At 37.7% G+C, this 25,192-nt stretch carries 20 protein-coding genes, 1 tRNA gene and 2 pseudogenes; 13 read left to right on the top strand and 10 right to left on the bottom strand.

The window, feature by feature from the left end; all coding sequences use genetic code 11:
- Positions 1-13 precede the first annotated feature (13 nt).
- From PVV57_RS00865 to PVV57_RS00880, 4 genes and pseudogenes are all read right to left on the bottom strand, one after another.
- Positions 14-406, bottom strand: a complete 393-nt coding sequence (locus PVV57_RS00865; RefSeq protein ID WP_273717389.1) for an MliC family protein — start codon at positions 404-406, stop codon at positions 14-16.
- A gap of 17 nt (positions 407-423) precedes the next feature.
- Positions 424-807 carry an MliC family protein gene (locus tag PVV57_RS00870; RefSeq protein WP_273717388.1) on the bottom strand — a complete coding sequence of 128 codons (384 nt, stop codon included), beginning with the start codon at positions 805-807 and terminating at the stop codon, positions 424-426.
- 403 nt (positions 808-1,210) lie between these two features.
- Entirely contained in the window at positions 1,211-2,344 is a 1,134-nt protein-coding gene (gene aroB / locus PVV57_RS00875; protein WP_273717387.1) for a 3-dehydroquinate synthase, read from the bottom strand.
- A pseudogene (locus PVV57_RS00880) lies at positions 2,319-2,952 on the bottom strand (shikimate kinase). The gene aroB and the pseudogene PVV57_RS00880 overlap by 26 nt, the downstream one beginning before the upstream one ends.
- Before the next feature lie 254 nt (positions 2,953-3,206).
- Between PVV57_RS00880 and PVV57_RS00885 the strand changes: the two are divergent.
- The 3 genes from PVV57_RS00885 to PVV57_RS00895 all read left to right on the top strand — a co-directional run bounded on the left by PVV57_RS00885 (position 3,207) and on the right by PVV57_RS00895 (position 5,970).
- Positions 3,207-4,145, top strand: coding sequence for a site-specific tyrosine recombinase XerD (locus PVV57_RS00885; RefSeq protein WP_273717385.1), 939 nt, complete (start codon positions 3,207-3,209; stop codon positions 4,143-4,145).
- Positions 4,146-4,224: 79 nt separating this feature from the next.
- Complete coding sequence (locus PVV57_RS00890) at positions 4,225-5,181, top strand: acetyl-CoA carboxylase carboxyltransferase subunit alpha (RefSeq protein WP_273717384.1); 957 nt, start codon at positions 4,225-4,227, stop codon at positions 5,179-5,181.
- Between the two features lie 39 nt (positions 5,182-5,220).
- Positions 5,221-5,970 carry a murein L,D-transpeptidase family protein gene (locus PVV57_RS00895; RefSeq protein WP_273717383.1) on the top strand — a complete coding sequence of 250 codons (750 nt, stop codon included), beginning with the start codon at positions 5,221-5,223 and terminating at the stop codon, positions 5,968-5,970.
- Between the two features lie 864 nt (positions 5,971-6,834).
- On the opposite strand, the gene PVV57_RS00900 is transcribed toward PVV57_RS00895, so the two are convergent.
- From PVV57_RS00900 to PVV57_RS00910, 3 genes are all read right to left on the bottom strand, one after another.
- A complete protein-coding gene (locus PVV57_RS00900) occupies positions 6,835-7,893 on the bottom strand; it encodes a GTP-binding protein (protein WP_273717538.1) in 1,059 nt (352 codons plus the stop codon).
- A gap of 409 nt (positions 7,894-8,302) precedes the next feature.
- Complete coding sequence (locus PVV57_RS00905) at positions 8,303-9,394, bottom strand: D-alanyl-D-alanine carboxypeptidase family protein (RefSeq protein WP_273717382.1); 1,092 nt, start codon at positions 9,392-9,394, stop codon at positions 8,303-8,305.
- A 1,635-nt stretch (positions 9,395-11,029) separates the two neighbouring features.
- Positions 11,030-11,836 carry a 1-acyl-sn-glycerol-3-phosphate acyltransferase gene (locus tag PVV57_RS00910; protein ID WP_273717381.1) on the bottom strand — a complete coding sequence of 269 codons (807 nt, stop codon included), beginning with the start codon at positions 11,834-11,836 and terminating at the stop codon, positions 11,030-11,032.
- A 129-nt stretch (positions 11,837-11,965) separates the two neighbouring features.
- Between PVV57_RS00910 and thiD the strand changes: the two genes are divergently transcribed.
- Complete coding sequence (gene thiD / locus PVV57_RS00915; protein WP_273717380.1) at positions 11,966-12,820, top strand: bifunctional hydroxymethylpyrimidine kinase/phosphomethylpyrimidine kinase; 855 nt, start codon at positions 11,966-11,968, stop codon at positions 12,818-12,820.
- Positions 12,821-13,384: 564 nt separating this feature from the next.
- Here thiD and PVV57_RS00920 read toward each other — a convergent pair.
- Positions 13,385-14,101: a GNAT family N-acetyltransferase gene (locus PVV57_RS00920; protein ID WP_273717379.1), complete on the bottom strand. Its 717-nt coding sequence runs from the start codon at positions 14,099-14,101 to the stop codon at positions 13,385-13,387.
- A gap of 804 nt (positions 14,102-14,905) precedes the next feature.
- A tRNA-Gly gene (locus PVV57_RS00925) sits at positions 14,906-14,980 on the bottom strand.
- Positions 14,981-15,166: 186 nt separating this feature from the next.
- Here PVV57_RS00925 and PVV57_RS00930 point away from each other — a divergent pair.
- The 8 genes and pseudogenes from PVV57_RS00930 to PVV57_RS00965 all read left to right on the top strand — a co-directional run bounded on the left by PVV57_RS00930 (position 15,167) and on the right by PVV57_RS00965 (position 23,011).
- Positions 15,167-16,144 carry an ABC transporter substrate-binding protein gene (locus tag PVV57_RS00930; protein ID WP_273783254.1) on the top strand — a complete coding sequence of 326 codons (978 nt, stop codon included), beginning with the start codon at positions 15,167-15,169 and terminating at the stop codon, positions 16,142-16,144.
- A gap of 62 nt (positions 16,145-16,206) precedes the next feature.
- Entirely contained in the window at positions 16,207-17,103 is an 897-nt protein-coding gene (locus tag PVV57_RS00935) for an ABC transporter permease (RefSeq protein ID WP_273717377.1), read from the top strand.
- Entirely contained in the window at positions 17,096-17,890 is a 795-nt protein-coding gene (locus tag PVV57_RS00940) for an ABC transporter ATP-binding protein (RefSeq protein WP_273783255.1), read from the top strand. The genes PVV57_RS00935 and PVV57_RS00940 overlap by 8 nt, the downstream gene beginning before the upstream one ends.
- A gap of 4 nt (positions 17,891-17,894) precedes the next feature.
- Positions 17,895-18,935, top strand: coding sequence for a DNA polymerase III subunit delta (gene holA / locus PVV57_RS00945; RefSeq protein WP_273717375.1), 1,041 nt, complete (start codon positions 17,895-17,897; stop codon positions 18,933-18,935).
- A 48-nt stretch (positions 18,936-18,983) separates the two neighbouring features.
- Positions 18,984-19,234, top strand: a pseudogene (locus PVV57_RS00950) (hypothetical protein); the annotation flags it as partial.
- A gap of 327 nt (positions 19,235-19,561) precedes the next feature.
- Positions 19,562-20,494 carry a prephenate/arogenate dehydrogenase family protein gene (locus PVV57_RS00955; RefSeq protein WP_273717374.1) on the top strand — a complete coding sequence of 311 codons (933 nt, stop codon included), beginning with the start codon at positions 19,562-19,564 and terminating at the stop codon, positions 20,492-20,494.
- A gap of 1,153 nt (positions 20,495-21,647) precedes the next feature.
- Positions 21,648-22,499, top strand: coding sequence for a YihY/virulence factor BrkB family protein (locus PVV57_RS00960; protein ID WP_273717373.1), 852 nt, complete (start codon positions 21,648-21,650; stop codon positions 22,497-22,499).
- Between the two features lie 35 nt (positions 22,500-22,534).
- The gene (locus tag PVV57_RS00965; protein WP_273717537.1) at positions 22,535-23,011 is read left to right on the top strand and encodes a YaiI/YqxD family protein; all 477 of its coding nucleotides are present in this window, start codon (positions 22,535-22,537) and stop codon (positions 23,009-23,011) included.
- Between the two features lies 1 nt (position 23,012).
- Here the strand turns inward: PVV57_RS00965 and PVV57_RS00970 are convergent, their stop codons facing one another.
- Positions 23,013-23,711 carry a TlpA disulfide reductase family protein gene (locus PVV57_RS00970; RefSeq protein ID WP_273717372.1) on the bottom strand — a complete coding sequence of 233 codons (699 nt, stop codon included), beginning with the start codon at positions 23,709-23,711 and terminating at the stop codon, positions 23,013-23,015.
- 33 nt (positions 23,712-23,744) lie between these two features.
- On the opposite strand from PVV57_RS00970, the gene argH reads away from it, so the two are divergent.
- Positions 23,745-25,145, top strand: a complete 1,401-nt coding sequence (argH, locus tag PVV57_RS00975) for an argininosuccinate lyase (protein WP_273717371.1) — start codon at positions 23,745-23,747, stop codon at positions 25,143-25,145.
- Positions 25,146-25,192 lie beyond the last annotated feature (47 nt).

Genomic DNA, 25,192 nt, shown 5'->3' on the forward strand with positions numbered 1-25,192 from the left:
ACAATGAGCTTTTTTATTCTGTTTTTTGTTCTTCTACACATTGAATAAGATTTTTTTCTTCTGGATCATTAATGAGATCAGAAAGTGTGGCTTCGTTTCCTTTTGTCCACCATATATAGGGACCTCCCATATATTTTACTCCAGAAGCACTTATGCTGCGGGAAGCGATGATACGCTGTCCTTTCCATGTGAAATCAACAAGCGAAATGTTACCAGCATTGAGATAGGTTACTTCAACGTGCTCTTTACTTGTACCTGTCTCACATTGATAGGCTGTAACTTCTGTTGTTGGTTCTGGATCATCTGGGACCTCAACAACTAAAGAGCCAGCAAAAGCATTGACTGAACCGAATAGCGGTAGGCTTAAAGCAGCAAAAAATCCTACAATAAAAGCAATTTTTTTCATGACGTTTCCTCAGTTATTTAAAATAATAACAGTGATTCATCCTTACAGAGGATGGGTTTTTTTTCTTCTGGGTCTTGTGTCAGATCATAAAGTGTTACTTCTTTATTTTTCTCCCACCAGATATAATGCTCCCCTACATATTTTGCTCCAGAAGCAGCAATAACATTCGCAGCAATAATACGATCGCCTTTCCATTTGAAATTGACCAATGAAATATCGTCAGCGTTGTGATAAGTTGCTTCAACGCGTTCTTTATTTGCTCCCATATCACATTGATAGGTTATGGTTTGTGTTTCTGGCTTACCTGACACTTCAATGACTAAAGCAGCAGCTAAGGTACTGCTGACATTGAAAAATAATAAAGAGGAAAAAAATCCTAAAATTTGTAGAGTTTTTTTCATAATGCTTCCCTATATGAAAAGTAATTTGACTTATGTGATGGTGTCTACGGCAGGATTCGAACCTGCGACCCCAGGATTCATACCACTTCGGTTTTCACCGCCAGCTTTACAAGCTGTTTGTGGTCTGGACTGTCTCTTCACCTTGAAGCTTGCGCCTTTTAGGTGCTGCCCGTTCAGTCTCTACACCTTCCTCTCATGCGAAAAGAGGCTTGGCTCGGGATTGGCATATAGTTTTGCCCATGAAGCTTTCCCCGAATTTGAGCAGATCCGCTTTGAGAATTTCTCCTCAAGGCGCCCAATTTCTTTAGGAATCCTGTGCTCTATCCTACTGAGCTACGCAGACATCATCATAACTATTCCTTTAATAGAAGTATAAAAACGAATCAATTATATTCAATATGAATTAACGAATTTCTGTTAATTTTTGTTCCAAAAAGGATAAAACTGCATCTGGTGGAACATTTTTTGCAATAAATGATTGGCCAAGTCCGCGTGTCAAAATAAAGGTCAAACTATTTTGTGAAACTTTTTTATCTTGAGTGATGAGAGTCATCAATGTTTCAGCATTTGGTAGACGTCCTGGAATATCCTTTAATTGCGTAGGTAAACCTACAGCTTTAAGGTGTGCTTCGATACGATGTATGAGGGTGGGAGCTACTAGATTTAGTTGTGCAGAGAATTGATGTGCGAGAATCATTCCAATTGCTACAGCTTCACCGTGAATTAAACGCTTTGAATCATAAGCTGTTGCTGTTTCAAGCATGTGTCCAAATGTATGACCAAGGTTTAAGAGGGCACGCTCTCCTATCTCATATTCGTCACGTGCGACTATGGCTGCTTTAAATTGGCATGAGCGAACAATGGCTTGTGTTCTTATCGCGCCATTAGAAAAAATTTCTTGTCCGTTTTTTTCAAGCCATTCAAAGAAATCAGGCTGGTTAATGAGTCCATATTTGACCATTTCCGCATAACCTGCGCGAAATTCACGTGGTGGTAGCGTATCAAGGACAGATGTATCAGCAATAACGCATTGCGGTTGATAAAAAGCACCAATAAGATTTTTACCATATCGGCTGTTGATGCCTGTTTTTCCACCAACAGAGGAATCAATTTGTGCAAGAAGCGTTGTGGGCATCTGAATGAAGTTCATCCCGCGGCGGATCATACTTGCTGCAAATCCTGCTAGATCTCCAATGACACCGCCACCAAAAGCAATAACACAGTCACCTCTTTCTAAGTGTGCAGCAAGAATTTGGTCGATGACAACTTGCAGGGTTGAAAATGATTTTGATTGTTCTCCTGCTTCTACAATGATAGGGACAGTATGGATTTTATTTTTTGTTAACTCTGCTTGTAATGGATCCAAATGGAGCGATGCAACATTTGTATCTGTAACAATTGCCAAGCGCGTTTGATGAAAATCTTTTTGCTTAAGAGAATGTTTAATCTGTAAAGCAGCTTGCGCAATAAGATCTGGACCAATGATGATATCGTAACAATGCTTGTCTAATTTAATGGTAACGGTTTTGGCTTGCATGCTTGTTCTTTCTATCGTTATCTTTTTGTATGAAGGTAGTACTGTAGAGATCGTATGACATTTTTTGCTACACTGTAGGGGCTTTCTTTATGACTGTTAATTGTTAAGTTTGCTTTTGCATAGAGAGGATAACGCTGTTCCATGAGTTTTTGCATTGTTTCTTTGGGATTTGCTGTTTGAAGAAGCGGTCGTGTTGGACGCTTGGAAACACGTTGCATAAGGATATCAAGATCTGCTTTGAGCCAGATAGATATTCCATTTTGATGAATAGCTTTTCGTATCTCTTGATTTATGTAAGCACCGCCACCTGTTGCTAAAACAAGAGGGCGTTTTTTTATGAGGTTGAGAATAACACGCTGTTCAAGGGAGCGAAATTCCGCTTCACCGTAGATTTTAAAGATTTCTGTGATAGACATTTGTGCTGCTTTTTCGATTTCTTGATCAGAATCATAAAAAGGTAAATCAAGCATGGTGGCAACACGTTTTCCAATGACTGATTTTCCTGCTCCCATAAGGCCAACGAACACAAGCGCTTGGTTATCGAGAGATGATAAGATTTGTCTTTTTATTTGTGACAGGGGGGGATGTTGGGGTCGATTACTTTTCATAGCTCATTTCGGCATTTATCTGCTTTAAAGTCAATTCCTGTTAATCTTTATAAGGTAGGATAAGAGATAGAGTATTTTGGAAAAGTTTATTATTTTATGCCAACATTAACCAAACTTTTGATGATTCTTTTCATTTTGTTTGCTATTCTTTTTAGTATAATGATCATTCTTGTCGTTTTTGTTGAACCCGTAACTGTGGATATGTCTGTTGATGTTCCTTTGGATTCGCTGACTCTTTCCTTGAGAATGAATCAATGAAAAGTAACATTGTGATAGAGCGTTTTCTTGAAATGATGAGTGCTGAGCGAGGCGCTTCTGCCCATACGCTTGCGGCTTATCAGCATGATTTACAGTGGGCGCAAGACGAATTGTCTTGGCATTCGGTTTCGCTTTTTTCAGCACAAAAGGAAGATTTAATCGGTCTTTTGTCACTCATGCATACATTTGGTTTTGCTGCAACTTCACAAGCGCGCCGTTTATCAACGTTGCGTCAATTCTATCAGTTTCTTTATGCAGAAGGATTAAGAGCAGATGATCCTTCTCATGATATTGATACCCCTCGCCAAGGACGCCCTTTGCCCAAAATTATCAGTGAAGATGCGGTGACAAAATTGCTTGATTTGGCGCAGTTGGAGGTTAATCAAGCAGATTATGGATCTAAGGATTATCTGCGCGCATTGCGTCTTCAGCTGTTGAGCGAAATGCTTTATGCAACAGGATTACGCATTAGTGAGTTGGTGAGTCTGCCTGTGCAGGCTGTTCGGGGGAAAGCATACAGTATTTTGGTTCGCGGTAAGGGAAAAAAAGAACGAATGGTGTTGTTATCAAAAAAAGCCTATCAAGTTCTTTTGCAGTGGTTGGATTTGCGTGATCAAGGGAAAGATGCGACAAGTCTTTATCTTTTTCCGGCGCATTCAGAAGCAGGCTATATTGCGCGTCAAGTTGTTGCACGGGAGTTGAAAAATCTTGCTAAAAGGGCTGGAATAAAAAGTGAAAGCTTTTCTCCCCATGTGTTGCGCCATGCTTTTGCTAGCCATCTTTTGCAAAATGGTGCTGATTTGCGTGCCGTTCAACATTTGTTAGGCCATTCTGATATTTCTACCACTCAGATTTATACCCATGTGTTGGAAGAAGGACTTTATCGTTTAGTCAATGAGCATCATCCACTTGCCGATGCGCAAAAGGCTCGTTAAAGAATGAGGTGATGTTTTGGAAAAAGACTTTATAAAGCAAATTATAAGTGTATAAGTGACACTGAATGAGTTGGTACAAATGTATAATTATCTTGATTTTGAAAAACCAGTTGCTGATCTTGATGGGAAAATTCTTGAATTAAAAAAAATTTCTCAAGAAAAAGGCAGTCTTGATATGAGTGACGAGATTGCGCGTCTTGAAACACGTTCAAAAACGGCATTGCACGATATTTATAAAAAATTGTCGCCGTGGCAAAAAACACAAGTCGCTCGTCATCCTGATCGTCCGCATTTTATGGACTATTCTAAACGCTTATTGAGTGATGTTACACCTTTGGCAGGAGATCGAAAGTTTGCCGAAGATGAGGCTATTCAAGCTGGGTTCGCACGCTTTAAGGGAGAAGCAGTTGCTTATATCGGCCAAGAGAAAGGTCATGATACGCAAACACGTTTGCGCTATAATTTTGGTTCTGCACGTCCAGAAGGATATCGTAAAGCTGTACGTATTATGGAAATGGCTGACCGCTTTGGTTTGCCACTCCTTACTTTCGTCGATACGGCAGGTGCTTATCCTGGTGTAAGCGCTGAAGAACGCGGGCAAGCAGAAGCAATTGCTCAATCAACAGCCGCAACTTTGCGCCTAAAGGTTCCTGTTGTATCTGTTGTTATTGGAGAAGGCGGTTCTGGGGGGGCGATAGCAATTGCGGCTGCCAATAAAGTTTATATGTTAGAACATGCGATTTACTCTGTTATTTCTCCAGAAGGAGCGGCTTCTATTTTATGGCGTGATCCAGCCCGTGCAAAAGATGCTGCAATGAATATGCGTATTACCGCTCAAGATTTGTATCGCTTAAAGATTATTGATGGCATTATTTCAGAGCCTTTAGGAGGAGCGCATCGTGGTAAAGAGATTGCCATTGATGCAACGGGGGAGATTATTTCAGAGGCTTTAAAAGCTATGGCTGGAAAAGATGGTGAAGTTCTTAAACAAGAGCGAAGGGAAAGGTACCTTCAAATTGGTCGGTCATTAGCATAAGTCATTTTTTATGAGGGGTGTTGGATTGGAGTTTCTTCGATGACATTTAACAGATTCCTTGCTGTGTGTGTGTTGTTTGTAATGGGAATATTAACGGCCTGCGAAGGAAGATTACCAGCTTCTATTCGTGCTAAAGTTGAGCAGCCTCTACCGCAAGAAATCCAGAATAGAATGGTTTTGTATGATATTGATCCCTATGCACCAATTGTGATGCGATTTTTCAAGGAAGAAAATGTTGCTGAAATTTGGAAGCAATCTCGTTCAGGTCCTTTTATCTTGGTTGCTCGCTATGGTATTTGTAAATGGTCTGGTAAGCTTGGACCTAAATATAAAGAAGGGGATCTTCAGACACCGGAGGGTTTTTATACGATTACTGCAAACCAAATGAATCCTTATTCAAAATATTATCTTTCTTTTAATATAGGATTTCCTAACCTTTATGATCAAGAAAATGGTCGTACAGGGAGCAATCTTATGGTGCATGGTTCTTGCTTTTCCGCTGGTTGTTATTCTATGAGTGATAAGAACATGGCTCAAATTTATGCGTTCGCACGGGATGCTTTTAAAGGAGGGCAAAGAGCATTTCAGTTGCAGGCTTTTCCTTTCCGCATGACTGATGATAATATGGCACGGCATAAGACTGACCCTCATTATCAATTTTGGGTTATGCTTAAGAAAGGTTATGATTTTTTTGAAGAAAATCGCCAACCTCCAACTGTTGAAGTTTATGGAAAACGTTACATTTTCAATCGCGATATTGATAAAACTTCAGTTTCCTTAATGCAGTGAGTGTTATTTTATCCTGCTACACTGTAAAACACCATCGCTTATGGGGGGGCGATACAGAACATGCAAAAACTTTATTCATGGGGTGCTTAAGGGAGTCGTCAATAGTTTTTAAAGTGCTGTGTTTTTTCATAGAGCTTTATGTCTATAAATCAGATGAAGTGGGAGGACCAAGAGGAATTCGCTCAGAGAAGTTGGATTGTTTGCAGATCACTATGGATGGCAGTCTTGGTTTTTTAGTGGAGAGCAAGTTAACATAAAATGTCTCTCTTTTTACTTTCAAAGGATTTTATTATTTTATTGCTGTAAAATGTTGTTTTATCGTGCTGGTCTATAAGATACATGCATACATCTAAAAATAGGATATTGCCTCTGTCTGATTTTAGTTTTTTGCCTAAACTTAAGAGGACTTTGTTTTAATCAGCTGGACGAATATAGGGTTTAGCAGAATATTTAAAACCAAGAATTTGTTCAATGGGGTTGTAAAATGAATCACATGAAGCGCTTCGCAGATGAAGCGTATGCCGAGAGAAAATAACCTGATTACAGATTGATGGACATTAAAAAATTTCATCATAACACTTTGATTTTATAATTATTCAGTTTGAATAGGAGCCTGAATGTCATAAGATCTTTTATCTGAAAATCTATTTATCTTGAATCAATCAAAATCATTCGCTTGCACGTTACAAGCGGGAAGCGCCGCATGGATAAAACTGTAACAATAAAAATGTCTCTAATGAATCGCCTCAAGTGCCAAGAGCTGTCATACATTGGGGCTGGCAAAATCTATGGTGGAGCTGTTTTGCTTCTTTAAAAGCGTAGTCTAATTCAATGGATTTAACATTATATCATTGAAGGGGAGAATTAAAACTTTATTCCTGGAATGATCAGAGGGTTTTCCAAGAGAGCTGTTTTGTCTGCAGTATCTATTGCTGGTTTATTAAAAAAAGCATTGAGAAGTTTTTGTATTGCTTCTTTTTCAACACCATCGGCAATGATGACAAAACGTGTTTGTTTTATTCCTTTTGGCCATGTTGGCAGTCTTATGGGGGGATGGAAAAATGTTTGTACACCATGCAATACAAGTGGGCGATAAGGATCATCACGCAAGGCGATAATTGCTTTGATACGGAGTAATTTTGTACCATAACGCTCTTGTAGAAGATCTAAAAAAGCTTCAATTGTGGCATAATCAACAAGATCCTCACAGTCTAGTGAAAAAGTACGAATGGTTTTATGGGGGGGATGATCATGTGGAGCTGTCATAAGATTTTGCTTAAGTTGTGTATTTTCTCCTTTTTCATTCCATAATGTGTTCTTTATTAATAGATTTGAGCAGAAATCTTCAGAATGGGCGTCAATAATTTGTGCTGTAGGATTCATTGTTTTGAGTGTGTTAATAAACTCATCTGAAAGCGTTGGAGCTGTAAGATCTGTTTTGGTGAGAATAATTTTATCAGCAAGGATTAATTGTTTATATATTTCAGGATAGCGCTCACATATGGAAAGAGTGCTTAATGTATCAAATGTTGCAAGAACAGCATTTATGGACAATGTTTGAATAAACAACGGATGGCTTAAAAGTATTTGTAAAATAGGGGCAGGATCAGCCACCCCTGTTGTTTCAATGATAATGTGATTGAGTTGTTTAATCTGTCCTGTTTGGACTCGATTGATTAAATCAATTAATGTATCGACGAGATCACTGCGTAAATTGCAGCATAAGCAACCATTGGCAAGCTCAATAATTCCTTCTGTGGCCTTTTCAACCAGTAGGTGGTCAATACTGATTTCGCCGAATTCATTGATGATAATAGCACACTCCGTTAAGAGAGGATCTTGTAGCATACGGTTGAGCAAAGTTGTTTTGCCAGAGCCTAAAAAACCAGTAATAAGCGTGAGAGGAATGCGCTTCATTTTCATCTTAATCATCAATCGTGGTTTTGTTTTAAAGAAACATATCTTATGACGTTAACTCCATTCATAATGGTGTCTGTGAGGGATTAAGGGTCAATTCCCAAATCTATTTTATCACCATTTTTACGCTTATAAAGGTAAGTGTGGGCACAATCATACACTTTCTCGGTGCCAATGTTATGATAATTCTTGGCACTTGAAAGACTTTATAGGAAGAGTTTTAATTTCTTGCTTTAATTATTTTATCTGTATGTTCTCATCCACCTTGTGACGTGCAAGAGACGGATTTTAATTGATTCAACAAATATAGATTTGAAATAAGTCAATCTTACGATATTTGTGGTTCTGACATAAGGTGCAAAATAATTAATTATCATTACAAATCAATTCATTATAATTAATCATAGATTATGGCTTACGGCTTTTTTATAGAATAGTTTGCGCGTCTTTTATATGGACTAGGGGGCTTTCTTAGTGGTTTTACCGTCATTTTAGGTGTCTGTGGCGTACGAATGAGGTGTACTGCTAAAGGATGAGAAAAAGAAGGTGGCGCAGTGATAAAAGGTGAGGTGAGAATAATATTTCCTTGATCATCATATGAATTTGCATGCATTTTTATGGCTTCAGGCGTGCATGTTTGTTGTTTCATATTGTTGGCTTGTGTTATGTTGCTTCCGTAAGGTTTTAATGTTGCTATTGTTAATTGGGGGCTTCCTTGATGCAAAAATCCTATTTCAAGAAGTTGTGCCGCTTTTTCTTCCCTTTCACTTATGTTGTTCGCGCCTAGAATGACAGCAATAATTGTACGTTTATTGCGGGTGGCTGAGGCAACAAGATTAAAACCAGAGGCGCAAATAAAGCCTGTTTTCATGCCGTCTATTCCATAAAAACGACCAATGAGGTTGTTTGAATTATGCTGGATTTTTCGGTTATTACCAAAATCAATGGCTGGAATAGAAAAATAATGAGCATATTGTGGAAATTCACGACGTATTTGGACGGCTAAAAGAGCAATATCGCGTGCGGTGGAATAGTTTTGAGGGTCTGGTAAACCGCTTGCATTTGCAAAATGGGTGCCAAACATGCCTAAACGTTTAGCTTCGTTATTCATTTTGCGTACAAAAGCTTTCTGTGAACCAGCAACGGCTTCACTCATGGCAATGGCCAAATCATTGGTCGATTTAACCATGGTGATACTTAAGGCTGTATCAAGTGTGAGAACAGAACCAGCTTTATAGCCGGAACGATACGAGGGAGCCTTTGCGGCATATTCGCTGAGGGTGATAGGTTTGTTGGGTGAAATTTCCCCTCGGCTCATTGCGCGAAAAATAACATAAGCGGTCATTAATTTTGTTAAGGAAGCTGGATACCAACGCTCAAAAGCTTGATTATGTTTTAAGATATGTCCCGTTGTAACATCAACGGAAATAAAAGGCTGCGCTAGAGCAACAGCGCTAGACAAACTCAAAACGAAAGAAAAAAATAAATTATAGAAGAGACGTTGCATTAATTTAAATCCCCCTCCTTTTTATTCGTTATTTGGAATTGTTTTAATGTAGCACACAAAGCTTTTGAGTCCAGGATAGAGAGGACAGATGGTTAATTACTGTATCAATTGTGTTTTAGGGATAAAACCAACACTCATCTTTATTTTCCCCTTGAATTTGGTTTGATGGCTTAAGAATCTCAAGAAATACTTTTTAAATAATGAAGATTGTAAAAAATTTCAGGTTCTTGAGGCAATTGCTGTTTTTTTAGGAAGGACAAGCTAGTATCATCATATATTTTGCCTACTATTCTATTCGTTAATATATTTGATTTATAATGATAATTTTCTGTTGTACATGTTGAATGAGTCCCCCAGAATATTGTCAGACTCTTTCATGCTAAATCTATGCCGGATTGAATCAATAAAAACTATCCGTTTGAACGTTACAAGCCAGGAAGCCTGCGTAGATAAAAACTGTACAATAAAAATGCTTCTTATGAAAACCGTCTTAAGTGTCAAGGACTATCGCAACTTGGGGATTGGCAAAGTGTCTAATGGTGCAGGCTTGCTTCTTCAAAAACATAAAAAAGGCTGTTCAACGACTTGACCATTATACCACTCATCGTCAACGTTGTGAAAAGGGCTGGGATGTATCAAGAGATGTCTCTTTAAGATACCCCCTTATATTGATATGGCTTATAAGAAGTGTTTGTGCCCTTTGCTTTAATAATTCTTGCTTACATATTAATTTGAGTTGTGACGATAGATAATTGGTTTTAATCAACTCAATATAAGAAGAAAAAATCATTTTTCTATATGGGTTGTGATTGCTCAATATCAAATATTATTTATCATTATAAATCAATATATTATATATGAAAAACAGCACGCTATTTATATTATTGATTGATGTTTTTTCTTTAAAGAAGTTGTTTGTTTTTCTCTTTATTTCATCCCTTAGCGAGCATTTTTAACACTGTTTGTGAATAAGTATAAAATCCTGCGGCTCATTTATGAACTTTCTTTAACAGGGGCACATGTTTCTTATACAAGACAGAACGCTCAAAACAAAATATTGTTGCGTTTCTCATTCACGTGCTCATTTTAAAGAAATATCTACCAATTTTCATATCTCTTTTAAGATATCGTTCTTAAGAGTTATAATCTTTATGTTTATGAAGAAAGATGTTGGCACTTATCATGCATTTATTTTCTATCAATGTTGTAGTTGTGAAGAAGAAAGCCAGCATTATCAAACACTTTTCCAGCCTATAATGTTACTGACAGCCCTTGGCCCTTGAGATGGTTGATAAGAGGCATGCCTTTCTTATACGGCTTTTTCCGCTTGTAATGTGTAAGCAAATGCTTTTGATTGATTCAACATGAAACAAATTTGAAATGAGAAAATCTTACGGTATTCAGAGTTCTCATTCAAGTTGAATAGTGATAAATTATCCTTATAAATCAAAATGCTGTATGTCATTTAACGATTTTAAAGAGAGGAAGAATTCCCTCTTAAAAAAATTCATACATTGTTCATTTTTGATAATGTAACATGGGTTTTATAATTTTGAATGGGAAAGTTTGTAATATCTCCCTTATATTTTTGTTTTATATGCTTCATTTAATATACAAAGTGATGTTTTTTATCAATCAAGGTTGTGCTTCATGATGTTTCAGTTTTTGAAGCTTTTGAACAGCAGATGGTGGCATAGGAGGAGGGGTAGGATCTTGAGCTGCTAAGAGGAGCAGTTCATCACACGCTTCTTCAGTTTTTTGGATCAGTTGATCTAGAAAGTCACGTTTGCTTAAACCAGCTTCTATTGGAGGAAGAATACGAACACGAATTGTTCCGGGATAACGGCGAAAATTATTGCGTGGCCAATATAATCCCGCATTGTGCGCAATAGGGACAACTTGAAGTCCTAATTCATTATAGAGCGCGACGATTCCTGATTTATAATCTGGTTCTTGACCGGGTTTTCGACGTGTTCCTTCGGGAAAAATTAAAATTTGGCGTCCTTGTTTTACTTTCTCTTTTGCTTTTTGTATAACCGTTTTTAAGGCTTTGATGGGCGTTGTACGGTTAATGGGGATAATTTGTGTTTTTGCCATATACCAGCCAAACAATGGAATCCACATCAATTCACGTTTTAAAATGAGAGTGGGATCGTCAAAATAGGGAACAAGGCTGAAAGTTTCCCATGCAGATTGATGCTTTGGAGCAATGATATAGGCCCCTTTAGGGAGATTTTCTAATCCTTCAATTTCATAACGTGTGCCCGCGATGTATTTTTGCAAAAAGAGTGTAACACGCGCCCATGTTTTAGGGACAATCCATGCCTTTTTGCGGGGCATTAAAAAATAAATGGGAGCGTAAAGAATCATTTGTATGAAAGTTGTTGTATAAAAAGCGAACGTAAAAAGAATAGAACGAAGGATAAGCACTATATTTTCCATTTTATATCTATAAAAAGACTTCGTATATAATATAATTCATAGGAGAAAACATCTTCTTTATGTTTTTTCAAGCATCTATTTTTTCGGTAACTCATTTTCCGATATTTAAAAACAGAAGGAAAGAGGTTAATGGAATTACAAAAAGATAAACTTTTTATTCCACGGATTTTATCTATTGCGGGAACAGATCCTTCTGGTGGCGCTGGAATGCAGGCGGATTTGAAGGTTTTTTCAGCTATGAAAACTTATGGTATGAGTGTGGTTACAGCTGTTGTTGCACAAAATACTCAAGGTGTGCGTTCTTTTCAGGCATTAGATGCTTCTTTTGTTGCGGATCAAATTGATTCTGTTTTTGAGGATATCCATGTTGATGCCGTTAAAATTGGTATGGTTGCAAATGCTCAGATTGCACAGACTATTGCAGAACGTCTTGCTTATCATAAGGCGCGTTTCATTGTTTTTGATCCGGTTATGGTGGCAAAAAGTGGTGATGTTCTTTTAAAGCCTGATACCATTGAAATTATGCGTGATGTTCTTGTACCGATGTCAACTTTGATTACACCAAATTTGCCTGAAGCTGCACTGTTATTGGGATGTGAAGTGCAATGGTCTTTAGAGACTATGTATCAATATGCTCCACGACTTTTAGCGCTAGGGTGTCCTGCAGTTTTATTGAAAGGGGGACATTTGAATGCGCTTACCAGAAATAGTACAGAAAATTACGATTGTTCTAGTCCAGATCTTTATTGCGATTGTGAAAATCTTGTTATGCTTGAAGCTTCTCGACTTTCAACCACTCATGATCACGGGACAGGGTGTACTATTTCTGCCGCCATTGCAGCTCTGTTACCTACACAGCCTTTGGACTGTGCTGTTAAACAAGCAAAAGATTATTTACATGGCGCTTTAATGGCTTCAAATGCTTTAAAAGTAGGGAAAGGTCGAGGGCCGCTTCACCATTTTTATGCATTGTGGAAAGATTGATACAACAATTGATTGTAAAAAATTTTCACTCTATGAATTTGTTTCGTCATTATATGTTGTTTGGGACTTAGGCTGATAAGTGTTGGCGCATTGTAGCTTAAAAGTTGTTTTTTATTGAAGAAGAATTAGAGAGAAAAAAGTTATATCTTGTTGCTTTTATATATTTTTTTACGATTAATGTATCCTATTCCAGAGTAAATTTTGAATGTAAAAAAAGAAAGCAAGAGACTCTGAAAGTCAAGATTTGATGGCAAAAAGGGTAAAGGAATTTTGAAAGGCTTTTTACAAAGCGATATTGAAGCTTGTTGATTCCATTATATTCGTTATTGTTTATATTTATTGGTGGCAAAAGAAGGTTAGCCAAAATCATTATTAAAATTATGGAAGACATCCCTCTTAACATTTATGCTGAGCCTTTTCCATGCTGAAAATAATAAATTCTCTTCATTGATGAGCAAAAAAAGTTCGTCACTAAATGATCATGTGTTTATTGGAATAAACTTTAAATTCACCAAAGTTTATAAAACCCAATTTTTTATAAATGCCAATTCCCTCGTGTGAGGCTTACATACCAATAACATGACATTTCTTTCTTTTTAAATGCTCAATAGCAATTTTTGTCATGAATGTCCCAAACCCTCTTTTTTGAAAATCTGGATTGGTGACAATATCATAGACTCCACCAATTTCATCCGCTTTAATACAAAAACATATGGCTACAGGATTGTTATTTATATAACCAACGAACAGATCTATATTAGGATCTTTTTTATAACAGCTTCCTATTGTTTTATAAAATATGATCGCTTCTTCATCAAAAGGCTCGAATACTGACGCCATAACATTTCCGTAATCTATAAAATCTTGAAGTGATTCAACTTCCTTTATTTTGAAGTTATCCGGTGTAGAACTAATATGTGAATCTATATCTTGCGCTAAAGCCGCCATTCCTACCTTTGTTTCAACATGCTCTAAACCAATGATTAAGAGAACTTCATCAACTTTGTAATGAGACGAATGAGGTCCAACCCACCAAGCTAAAGGTCGTTTCTGTGTATTAAAGGAATCAATTATAGACTTTGCTTGGTCTACAGATATCGTTTCTTGTAAATTTTTAGCAGAGATAACGTTGAATGTGTCTGAAGCAAATGTTGAATTAACAGAAGAGACTCCATTTGAAAAATCAATAACCTGCATTTGAGGACACAATTTTGGTAAAAAACGTACCTTTGAGAAAAAATTATTCTCTAATGATAAGTTAATTTTTGATTTGTTTAACATTTGTTTTCCTTATCATTATTCATTGAGCTTTTAATACTGGGGCTGTAAAAAAATCTGTTAGCTCAAAGGTAATTCCAAATTCTTTTACATAAGCTGATATAACCTGAAAGGTCGCAAAAGATCTGCTGCTAATACTAAAAAATTATTCTCGGGATGGTAAGAAACTCTTGATTAATGCTTTTTGGAAAAATGCTACTGGCAAAGCTAAAGTTATTGTTGCTAAACAACGTCATAAACCAATGGGAAGTATCATCTCACTTTTCAAGCTTTAGCGGTCTAGCAGATCACACAGATTTCCTAGAAAATCCCGCCTGAGATAGAAATTGTTATCTGATGATCTAAGATCCAAATCTAATAGATGCTTTACAAGAAATTACGAATCTTAAAAAACTTTGAAATGCCCCTGAAGCTTTTTTAGAGAATCTTTTAAAAATGATTTGAAAAAAACGAATCGATATAGAATCTAATGCCAAAATAGAGAAAATCGACCGGCAATGTAGTTTGACAGTAGGTCTTACATTAAGTGGGAAGAGGTGGGATTAGGTAGGAATACTTGATAATTTATTGTTTTTATGTATAAAATCTAGCTTTAAATACGCGTTTTGTCAAAATGAATTTTGACACCTAAAATGGCTCAAAAGAGCGAAAATCGGAATTTGAGTGTGAAAATAAGAAAAGGCTTTGAAAGACCTTTGAAGACCCTTTGAGAACCCCTTAAAAATCATGTGAAACAAAATAAATTGGTAGAAAACCTAGTGGCAAAATATACAAAACCTGCTGGCAAGCTACAAAATCAAAATTCAATGGAGCGGGCGATGGGATTCGAACCCACGACCCCAACCTTGGCAAGGTTGTGCTCTACCCCTGAGCTACACCCGCTCACCGATTCGACATATATGTTGTTTGTATGGCGTAGGCTTCTACGAATTGCAACAAAAAAATATCATTTTAGTTTGATTTATTTTGTCTCTGTTTCGATAAAATGAAATAAAGATTGATTTTAGAAAATTCTTCAGTAATAAATTATTCCTTTTTTAATTTTTGCGTGGATAGGGGTGGAATATCATGTTGAAGAAAGTAAATATATTAGGGGTTGTCATTGCAGCGGTTTTTCTCATGAACAGTGTTGCAAAAGCTGACGATCAAGTTAAACACGTTAAAGTTGCTTTAACACAAATTATGGTCCATCCTGCTGCGGATGCTGTTCGTAAAGGTGTGGAAGATGTTCTTGCAGAAAATGGTTATAAGCAAGGTGAAAACTTTCAACTGACCTTTCTATCAGCGCAGGGCAATATTTCAACAGCAACGCAAATTGCACGTAAATTTGTTGGTGATAAACCTGATGTTATTGTGGCGATTACCACGCCTTCAGCACAAACAATGCTTGCGGCAACCAAAACAATTCCTATCGTCTTTGCAGCGATTTCTGATCCTATCGGAGCTAAAATCGTTTCTTCGCTTACCAAGCCTGGTGGTAATGTGACGGGGAGTTCTGATCGTATAGATGTTGCAGAAAGTGTTAAACTTTTGCACGAAGTAAAACCAGATTTAAAAAAAATTGGTTATCTTTATAATGCTTCTGAAGCAAATTCTGTTTCAACACTTAAAGTGTTAAAGGATGCGGCAAAAAAAGCTGGAATTGAAATCATTCCTTCATCGGCACCAAAGCCTTCAGATGTTCAGGCAGCAACACGGGCTTTAATCGGTAAGGTAGATATCATTTTTATTCCCGCTGATAATACAGTTCTTTCTGTTTTAGAGGGTGCTGTAAAGGTCACGCAGGAAGCAAATGTGCCTGTGTTTACTGTTGATGCTAATTCTATTGGACGCGGCCCTTTTATGACGCAAGGTGTGAATTTCTATGATGTAGGGGGCGATGCTGGGAAGTTGGTTGTGCGTATTCTAAAGGGTGAAAAGCCTGGTGATATTGATGTTGTGCAGGCGGCTAATAGTGACATTCGAATTGATCTGAAAGCAGCAGAAAAAGCGGGGATTGTTATTCCGCAGGCGGTTATTGATCGTGCAACAAAAGTGCTTCAATGACTTTTGTTGATAGGATGTTGATACAATAAAAACCGTTAAGTTTTCATGGGGATTGTCTTTACATGAATATATTTGCCTTTTCTGGCGCTGTGGAATTAGGCCTTATTTATGCGTTTGTGGCTATAGGAGTTTATCTCTCATTTCGCGTTTTAGACTTTCCTGATTTAACAGTTGATGGCTCGTTTCTTCTTGGGTCCTGTGTCTGTGGCGTCTTGATTCTTTTAGGTTTTAATGCATGGACAGCTATGGCATGCGCTTTTTGTGCAGGTATGGCTGCTGGCTTATTAACAGCCATGTTGAATTTGCGTTTTGGCATTTTGAATCTTTTGGCTTCTATTTTAACAATGTCAGCGCTCTATACGGTTAACCTTCGTATTATGGGAATTATGGGAGGGTCTAATGTTAATTTAGCGCTTGCTGATACAGCCTTAACACCTTTTTATAATCTGTTTGGGTTGTCCGATATCTTTGTGCGCCCTCTTTTTGTTGGTGCTGTATTGCTGGTTGTGGCATTTTTTATTTGGCGCTTTTTGGAAAGTGAAATTGGTCTCGCTATGCGCGCAATGGGAGCTAATCCACGCATGGCGGCGGCGCAAGGTGTTCATACATCGGCATTGATTTATTTTGGTATGGGGCTTTCTAATGCCTGTGTTGCACTTGGTGGTTCTCTTTATATTCAAACTGCAATTGCGACGGATATTACCGGTGGAATTGGTACAATTGTTTTCGGATTGGCCGCCGTGATTATTGGAGAAACTCTCTTTCGTACGCGCAATATTTTCTGGATTATAATCAGCTGTATTGTGGGGTCTGTGCTTTATCGTGTGGCGGTGCAATTTGCATTCGAGGCTAATGGAATTGGTATTGATACGTCGACAGATCTTCAGTTGATTACTTCGCTGTTGGTAGCGTTAACTCTTATTGTGCCACGTTATTGGAGGAGGCGTAAACGTGATTGAGTTTTTTCATGTTGGGGTTACATTTAAACCGCAAACGCCTTTGGAAAAACAGGCTTTAATTGATATTAACCTCAAAATTGATCAAGGTAGCTTTGTTACGGTTATCGGCTCAAATGGTGCGGGTAAATCAACGTTGCTCAGTATTTTGGCGGGGGCAACGCTTCCCTCGACAGGAAAAGTGGTTATCAATGGACAAAATGTTTCCAGGCAATCAGTTAGCGAACGCGCTGGAAGGGTTGCTTGTGTTTTTCAAGATTCGTTAAAGGGAAGTTGTGGTTCTTTAACAATTGAAGAAAATTTGGCTCTTGCTGCTCTTCGGGGAAATAGTCGTAGTTTGCGTTCAGCTTTAAACCAGGAAAAAAGGCAATTTTTTCGAGAGAAAATTGCTCAATTAGGCATTGGTCTTGAAGCATATATTCACAATCCTATGGATAGTTTATCCGGTGGACAACGCCAAGCCGTTTGTCTTGTGATGGCAACGTTAGCCCATGCAGATGTTTTATTACTTGACGAACATACCTCAGCACTTGATCCTGGAATGGCTGATTTTGTGATGCGGTTGACTGAAAAAATCGTTGAAGAGAAAAAATTAACGACTATTATGGTAACCCATTCTATGCGTCAGGCTCTTGACTATGGCGATCGCACATTGATGTTGCATGGTGGAAAAGTGATTTTGGATGTCTGTCATGAAGAGCGTAAGGGCTTGGATGTCAATGATTTAATTGGTATGTTTCAGAAAGTGCGCGGGGAAGTTCTTGATGATGATGAAATGTTAATGGATTAATAGTGTGGCTCAGAAAAAAGCACATGAGGTTGATCAGTTTCTAACGCGTTTCTCACGTGCTTTTTCTATTATTCTCATTTATGGGCCAGATCGTGGTCTTATTTGTGAACGTGCTCTACGTTTTGCGAAGCTTACAAAGGTCGCAATAGAAGATCCATTTTCGACAATTCGTTTGGATGCTGCTGAAATTGATAAAGATCCCGCATGTTTGGAAAATGAAGCGCGTACTTTCTCGCTTTTTGGGGGAGACCGTTTAATATGGGTCTCTAATGCTGCTAACCAAAAAGGTTTTCTTGCAGCCTTGAAGCTTTTAATTGAGAAGCCACCAGAGAAAAGTTTTATTCTCATTGAGGCAGGGGATTTAAAAAAAGGAACAGGGTTGCGCAATGTTATTGAAACAGCAGCAAATGCAATGGCTTTGCCTTGTTTTGCCGATGATATACGTTCTCTTGACGGTTTGATTGATGAGGTTTTAGGGCAGTTTAAGAAGACTCTTTCTTTGGATGCACGTAGATGGTTGCATGAAAGTTTAGGGGTAGATCGTCTTGTATCACGCGGCGAATTAGAGAAGCTTTGTCTTTATGCTTCAAATGTTCATATTACTCTTGAAGATGTGAAAACTGTTGTAAGCGATGTAAGTGCTCTTTCTCAAGATGAAATTATTGATGCTCTTTTATTGGGCGATATATCAGGCTTTGAAGTGCATTTTAACCGACATGCAGCATTGCAGGGAGCACTTTTTTTTATTTTGAGTACAGCACAAAGGCATTTCCAGCAATTACAGCTCTTGCGTTATCAGGTAGAGGTTGAAGGAAAATCGCCTTTTACGGTGGTTTCTCAAGCGCGTCCTCCCATTTTTTTTCAACGGAAAAAAACCGTTGAACAAGCTTTAAAATATTGGAGTCTAGAACAGATTTCTTACGCAATGGAAAGAATTCAGAGTGCTGTTTTAGACAGCCGTAAAAATCCGCTTTTGGGTGAAGCTATCATTCGTCAAGCTTTGTTAGGACTCACAATTATTGCACGACGCCAAATGGCAGCTTAACATTTTAAAATATTATGATTTTTTATTTTAAGTACAGTACAGAGGTATTTTCAGCAATTACAGCTCTGACGTTACCAGGTAGAGGTTGAAGGGAAATCAGCTTTTACGGTGGTTTCTCAAGCGCGTCTACTCATTTTTTCAACGGAAAAAAAATTATTGAACAAGCTTTAAAATATTGGAACTTAGAACAGATTTCTTACGCAATGGAAAGAATTCAGACTGCTGTTTTAGACAGTCGTAAAAAGGCATGTGGAGAAGAAGTTTTTATTGTGAGGTGCAAAAGACATGATTTTGATTAAATTCAACATAAGAAGATTTAAAATAAAATAATTCTGCGGTATTTTAAGGGATCTTTTTCAATATAATAAATAATGTCATTATCTTTATGAATCAATGCGTTGTATGCAGTTAAGCAATGAAGTGGGAATTTTAAGTTTGGTGTTACATTTTTCGTATGTTTTATAGATAAAAATGATCTGTTGTTTATTTACGCAGGGTAAACTGTATTATTCTCTCGTTGTAGTTTTTTAATATTTTGCGCATAACTCTTAGACGAACAAACAGAAAAATTATGATTGTTACAGCTGTCTTTGTTGCTGTTTGCAAAGAATCTTTAAAGGTGAAAGATGCCCCCTATTCAATTTGAAAGAATAGCGCTCATAGGGATTGGTCTGATTGGATCTTCTTTAGCACGCGTGATTAAAAAGAAAAATCTTTCAGCTCAGGTTTCTATTGCAACGCGTCGTCAAGAAACTTTGGGAAGAGCGCGCGAATTGGAACTTGGAGATTTTTATACAACGAATAATGCAGAGGCTGTTGAAGGGGCTGATCTCGTTATTATTTCTGTTCCTGTTGGAGCGAGTGCAGAGGTAGCAAAAGACATTCATGATCATCTAAAGTCGGGGGCGATTGTGAGTGATGTTGGTTCTACAAAAGAGTTGGTTATTGCAGAAATGGCACCTTTATTGCCAAAAACGGTTCATTTTATTCCGGGACATCCTATTGCTGGAACGGAATATTCGGGGCCGGATGCTGGTTTTGCTGATTTATTTATCAATCGCTGGTGTATTTTAACACCTTTTGCAGAGAGTGACGCAGCGGCTGTAGCACGATTGACAGCGTTTTGGGAAGCTTGTGGAGCGCGGGTCGAAAAGATGGAGCCTAAGCATCATGATCTTGTTTTAGCGATTGTTTCGCATTTGCCACATTTGATTGCGTATAATACTGTTGGGACAGCGAGTGATTTAGAAAAAGTAACAAATTCAGAAGTTATTGCTTATTCTGCTTCCGGTTTTCGTGATTTTACGCGTTTGGCATCTTCTGATCCCGTTATGTGGCGAGATATTTGTTTGCATAATAAAGAGGCTATTTTAGAAATGCTGAGTCGTTTTAGTGAAGGGCTTGCTTTTTTAGAACGGGCAATTCGTTTGGGTGATGGTGAAACGCTGTTTAATTTTTTTACGCGTACGCGTGCTGTGCGCCGTAATATCATTGCGGCGGGACAGGAAATTGATGCCCCTGATTTTGGGCGTCATAGTGTTTCTAAAGAGGGAATGTAAAATAAGAGATTTTTGGATTTTGCGCTGTTGTTTTTCTTATTTTTATCATGCCCCTTCAGACATCTGTTCTTTTAAATTGTTTGTTATGATGAAGATATGGCGCTGTTCTTAGTCGTTTGTGCGACGATAACTGGTGCTGCTTACCTTTATCTCCCATCCTGTGCTCTAAAATAATTTTTGTACCCCCATGAGGGGTGCTTTGTTGTTTTGGTTAGAAAGTATGCATAAATGAGAGCGAAAAGAGATATGCTTTAAGTTCAATTTATTTCATCAATGGACATGCTATTAAAAGGATCACGACGGTCAGAAGAAAGAAATCATTTTTTGAAAGATAAAGGCTTTGTTCAATAATCTTTCGTATTGCTGATGGTAAAGATCTATAAAACTCTTCCATAGTATTACTCTTCACATTATCAAGCCAAGAATTATATTCTTATCAATTTGATTTTCACGAATATCACCTAAGAGATTTGCGAAGAATTTTCCAGGGAGAGGGATTTTTATGAGTGCCTGTAAATCAATGCAAATCGGGGGCTATTATGGGTGTTGTTTTGCAAAGTGTTCTATAAAAAGCAGGGGGCATTCTCCAATCGATAGCCAATATATTTTTCATTTTATGATGTTGTTTTCTTCATAAAGTTTGTAATTTTGCTGTCAATTGTAAACGAATATTCAAATCTCATGTAGCAACATGTTTGAGAAAAATATTATGATGATTCAGTGTATTCGTTTTTTTAGTTTTTGTATGTCGGTTTGGAGCGGGAATATTCTATTTGTTTGATTTATCTTTTGAAGCGGGAAAACAACTTTATTTGAGAATAATATAAAAGGCGTAAATGTAAAAACTCATTTCTGTTTATTCTCTTTTAATTTAAGCGTTAAAACATGAAAAAGAACTCATGGAAATATTCTGCCTCAGATTTTATTTTTTTGTATTTTTAATGGGGAGGCGGCTCTCATGTAAAATAAAACGCTTCAAACAGAATACACTTGATTGGTAAAGTTTGTTGGCTTTTCAGTTTTTGGATAGGGTGAGTCTTGACGACATGGATTATTGCCCTTTATACTGAAAAATGTTTGTTTTTAACGTTTTGATGGTTTTTATAAAGCATGAGATAACTGAAAAAAGAGTGTTACCAGAAAGTATTGAGGTTTGTTAAGAAATATCTTTTGGTATAGCTATCGTGTTTTGGGTGACGCAATAAGTCATTATTGGCGTGATAATGGAAGTGCTTTCGCAAGCCATGTTGCGCTATCGGGTCTTTTGGCATTTTTCCCTTTTTTTATTTTTGGAACATCTTTTGCTCGTTTTCTCGGGGCTTTTACCTATACACCGCAAAAAATTAAAGCGCTCATACAGTTATTGCCTGATGTCATTGCTGAACCTTTATCGCAGGAAATTGTCAATGTTTTAACCCTCCATCAAGGAGGTGTGTTGACGCTTTCTGTTATTGGAGCGGCTTATTTTGCTTCCAATGGAATAGAAGCTTTGCGTACGGCTTTAAATAAAGCTTACCGTGTGACGGATCAACGGAGTTTGTTGTTTTGTCGTTTTCAAAGTTTGTTTTTTGTGATCCTTGGCGCTTTTGGTCTTGTTGTGATGAGCTTTTTATTGATTTTATCGCCCTTGCTGATCAAAATTATGCAAAATAATTCTTTTTTTATGAATGAATATATTGGGATCATTCGTTTATGGCGTTATACAATTGCAGTCGTTATTTTGTTTATCAGTCTTTTGATTGTTCATAAATGGCTTCCAGCAGGACAGCGGAAATTTATAGATATTTTACCAGGAATCGTGGTAACTATATTTGTATGGTTTATGGCTTCTCTTGCTTTTGCGCAATATTTAACGATGTTTGATTATATTTCAACCTATGCGGGGTTAGCGTCTATTATGGTTGCCATAATTTTTCTTTACATCTTAAGCGCAATTTTTATTTTAGGAGGTGAAATAAACGCTGCAATAATGTTTTATCGTAATTATTGGCAATCTCCTCGATGAATGAAAAAACTTGTAGATCGCATGAAAGTCAAAAGATGGGACAAGAAATAAGACCAGCCATTACTTTATTGGTTGATGCAGATGCCTGTCCTGTAAAAGCTGAAATTTATCGTGTTATGAATCGTTATCAGCTTAAAACATTTATTGTCGCAAACCGTTTTCTTTCTCTTCCCCACGAAGAACTCATTGAAAGAATTGTCGTTTCTGATGGGCTTGATAGTGCTGATGATTGGATTGTAGAACATGTCCATGAGGCGAGTATCGTTATTACCAGTGATATCCCTTTAGCAGCACGGGTTGTACGGTCTGGAGGTCTTTGTCTTTCGCCAACGGGGCGTATTTTTGATGACAATTCAATCGGTGAGGCCTTAGTTATGCGTAATTTGATGGAAAATTTGCGAGAGCAGGGGCATGTTACAGGAGGACCACGTCCTTTTTGTGGTAAAGATCGTTCTGCTTTTTTATCAGCATTGGATTTGGTAATTCAACGTTTTAAAAGGCGTGGTTATTAGGTTATTGTCCTTCTTTCATGACAGCTTTTATAAGTGCTTTGGCATCATCATTGGCCCATGGCGCTGCGCCATTATAGGAAGCAATGAGATAACCATTTTTATCAATGAGAAATGTGATGGGGAGTCCTAAAGCAAGTCCTTGTTTTCTCATGTCGTTAAAGATATTCATGGTTTCATCGCGATAGTAAACTAAGTTATCCGCATGAATATCTTGCAAAAATCGCTGAATTTTTTCAGGAGAAGCGGCTTTATCGACATTAATTGCTATGACGTCGAAGTTTTCTCCACCCAATTCGCGTTTTAATTGCGCCAGTTCAGGCATTTCTATGCGGCAGGGCATGCACCAGATAGCCCATAGATTGATGAGTATCGGTTTTCCGTTAAATTCAGTGAGTGTGTGGTCTTTTCCTTGAATATCCTTAAAAGAGAGCGTGTTCATATCTAAAGGTGTATCAATAAATCGCATGTGAGCAAAAAAGCCTGTTGCGGCTTTTTGGATTGTCATCATTTTTTTGTCTGGTATTTTTTCGGTATTTTCTTTTGAAATAAAGTTAGAAGAAAAAAAGGCACTCTTGTCATGATGATTTTTTATTGCGTATAAACTGATACCAATTAAGATAATGGCAACAAAAAAGGATGCTATGAAGATTTGCCACTTTTTGTTTTTCTTCTTTGAGCTATTAATATTTTGAGGAATCATGATTTTTATCCTTTTTATCGGTGTTTTTAGAATATGACAGATGAGACGTTAAAGAACCAAATGTGGGGAGGAAGGTTTATCGCAGGACCTGCTGCTGTTGTGGAAGAAATTAACGCCTCAATTGAGGTTGATCAAAAACTCTATCGGCAAGATATTGAAGGTTCGCTCTCTCATGCTGCGATGTTAGCGCAAACGAAGATTATTTTACAGTCTGATTATGAAAAAATTTCTCATGGTTTAAAAATTATTTTACAAGAAATTGAAGAAGGAACATTTGTTTTTTCACGCAATCTTGAAGATATTCATATGAATATTGAAGCACGACTAAGCGCGTTAATTGGTCCTGTTGCTGGGCGTTTGCATACGGCGCGTTCACGCAATGATCAAGTGGCTGTTGATTTTCGGTTGTGGGTACGTGAGACATTGCAGAAAATAGCACAAGCTTTAAAAGAGTTGATAAAGCAATTGCTTGCTCTTGCAGAACAACATGTCAATACCTTTATGCCAGGCTTTACGCATTTACAATTGGCTCAACCTGTAACATTGGGTCATTACATGATGGCTTATGTTGAGATGTTTGGTCGAGATTTATCGCGGATGCGTGATGCTATTGAGCGAATGAATGAATCGCCTTTGGGGGCTGCGGCTTTGGCAGGAACAAGTTTTCCGATTGATCGCTTTATGACAGCACAAGCATTAGGTTTTCGCGAACCTACGCGCAATTCGATTGATAGTGTTTCTGATCGTGATTTTGCATTGGAATTTTTAAGTGCTGGCGCTCTTTGTGCGATGCATCTTTCACGTTTAGCAGAAGAAATAATCCTTTGGTCAAGTGAACAGTTTCGTTTTATTCGTTTGTCAGATGCTTTTTCAATGGGTTCGTCTATTATGCCACAAAAGAGAAATCCTGATGCGGCAGAGTTAGTCCGGGCGAAAGCAGGTCGATTGAATGGGGCGCTTATGGGATTGTTAACGGTGATGAAAGGATTACCGCTTGCTTATTCAAAGGATATGCAAGAAGATAAAGAATATGTGTTTGATGGGGCTTTGAGTTTGGAATTATCATTAGCAGCAATGACAGGGATGATTGCTGATTTGGAAGTGAATAAAAAAGCCATGAAACAAGCAGCGGATTTAGGGTATGCAACAGCTACGGATTTTGCTGATTGGCTTGTTCGCGAACTAGGGATTCCTTTTCGTGAGGCACATCATATGACAGGGCAAGCTGTGGCATTGGCAGAAAGAAAACAGTGTCGTCTTCAGGATCTATCATTAGGGGAACTTCAAGCAATTTGTCCTGATATCAATGCGACGCTTTTTGATGTTTTGACTGTTGAAAAGTCTGTTGAAAGTCGCAAAAGCTTTGGGGGAACAGCTCCTTCAGAGGTTCTTCGGCAAATTGCATATTGGAAAAAGCGTCTTGTGAGCGCTTGAGTGATTGTATTTTAAAGGTAATAAAGAGATCGAGATAAGGAAAGAGG

It is taken from the genome of Bartonella sp. AU15XJBT, assembly GCF_028618615.1.
In the GTDB taxonomy this organism is placed as follows: Bacteria; Pseudomonadota; Alphaproteobacteria; order Rhizobiales; family Rhizobiaceae; genus Bartonella.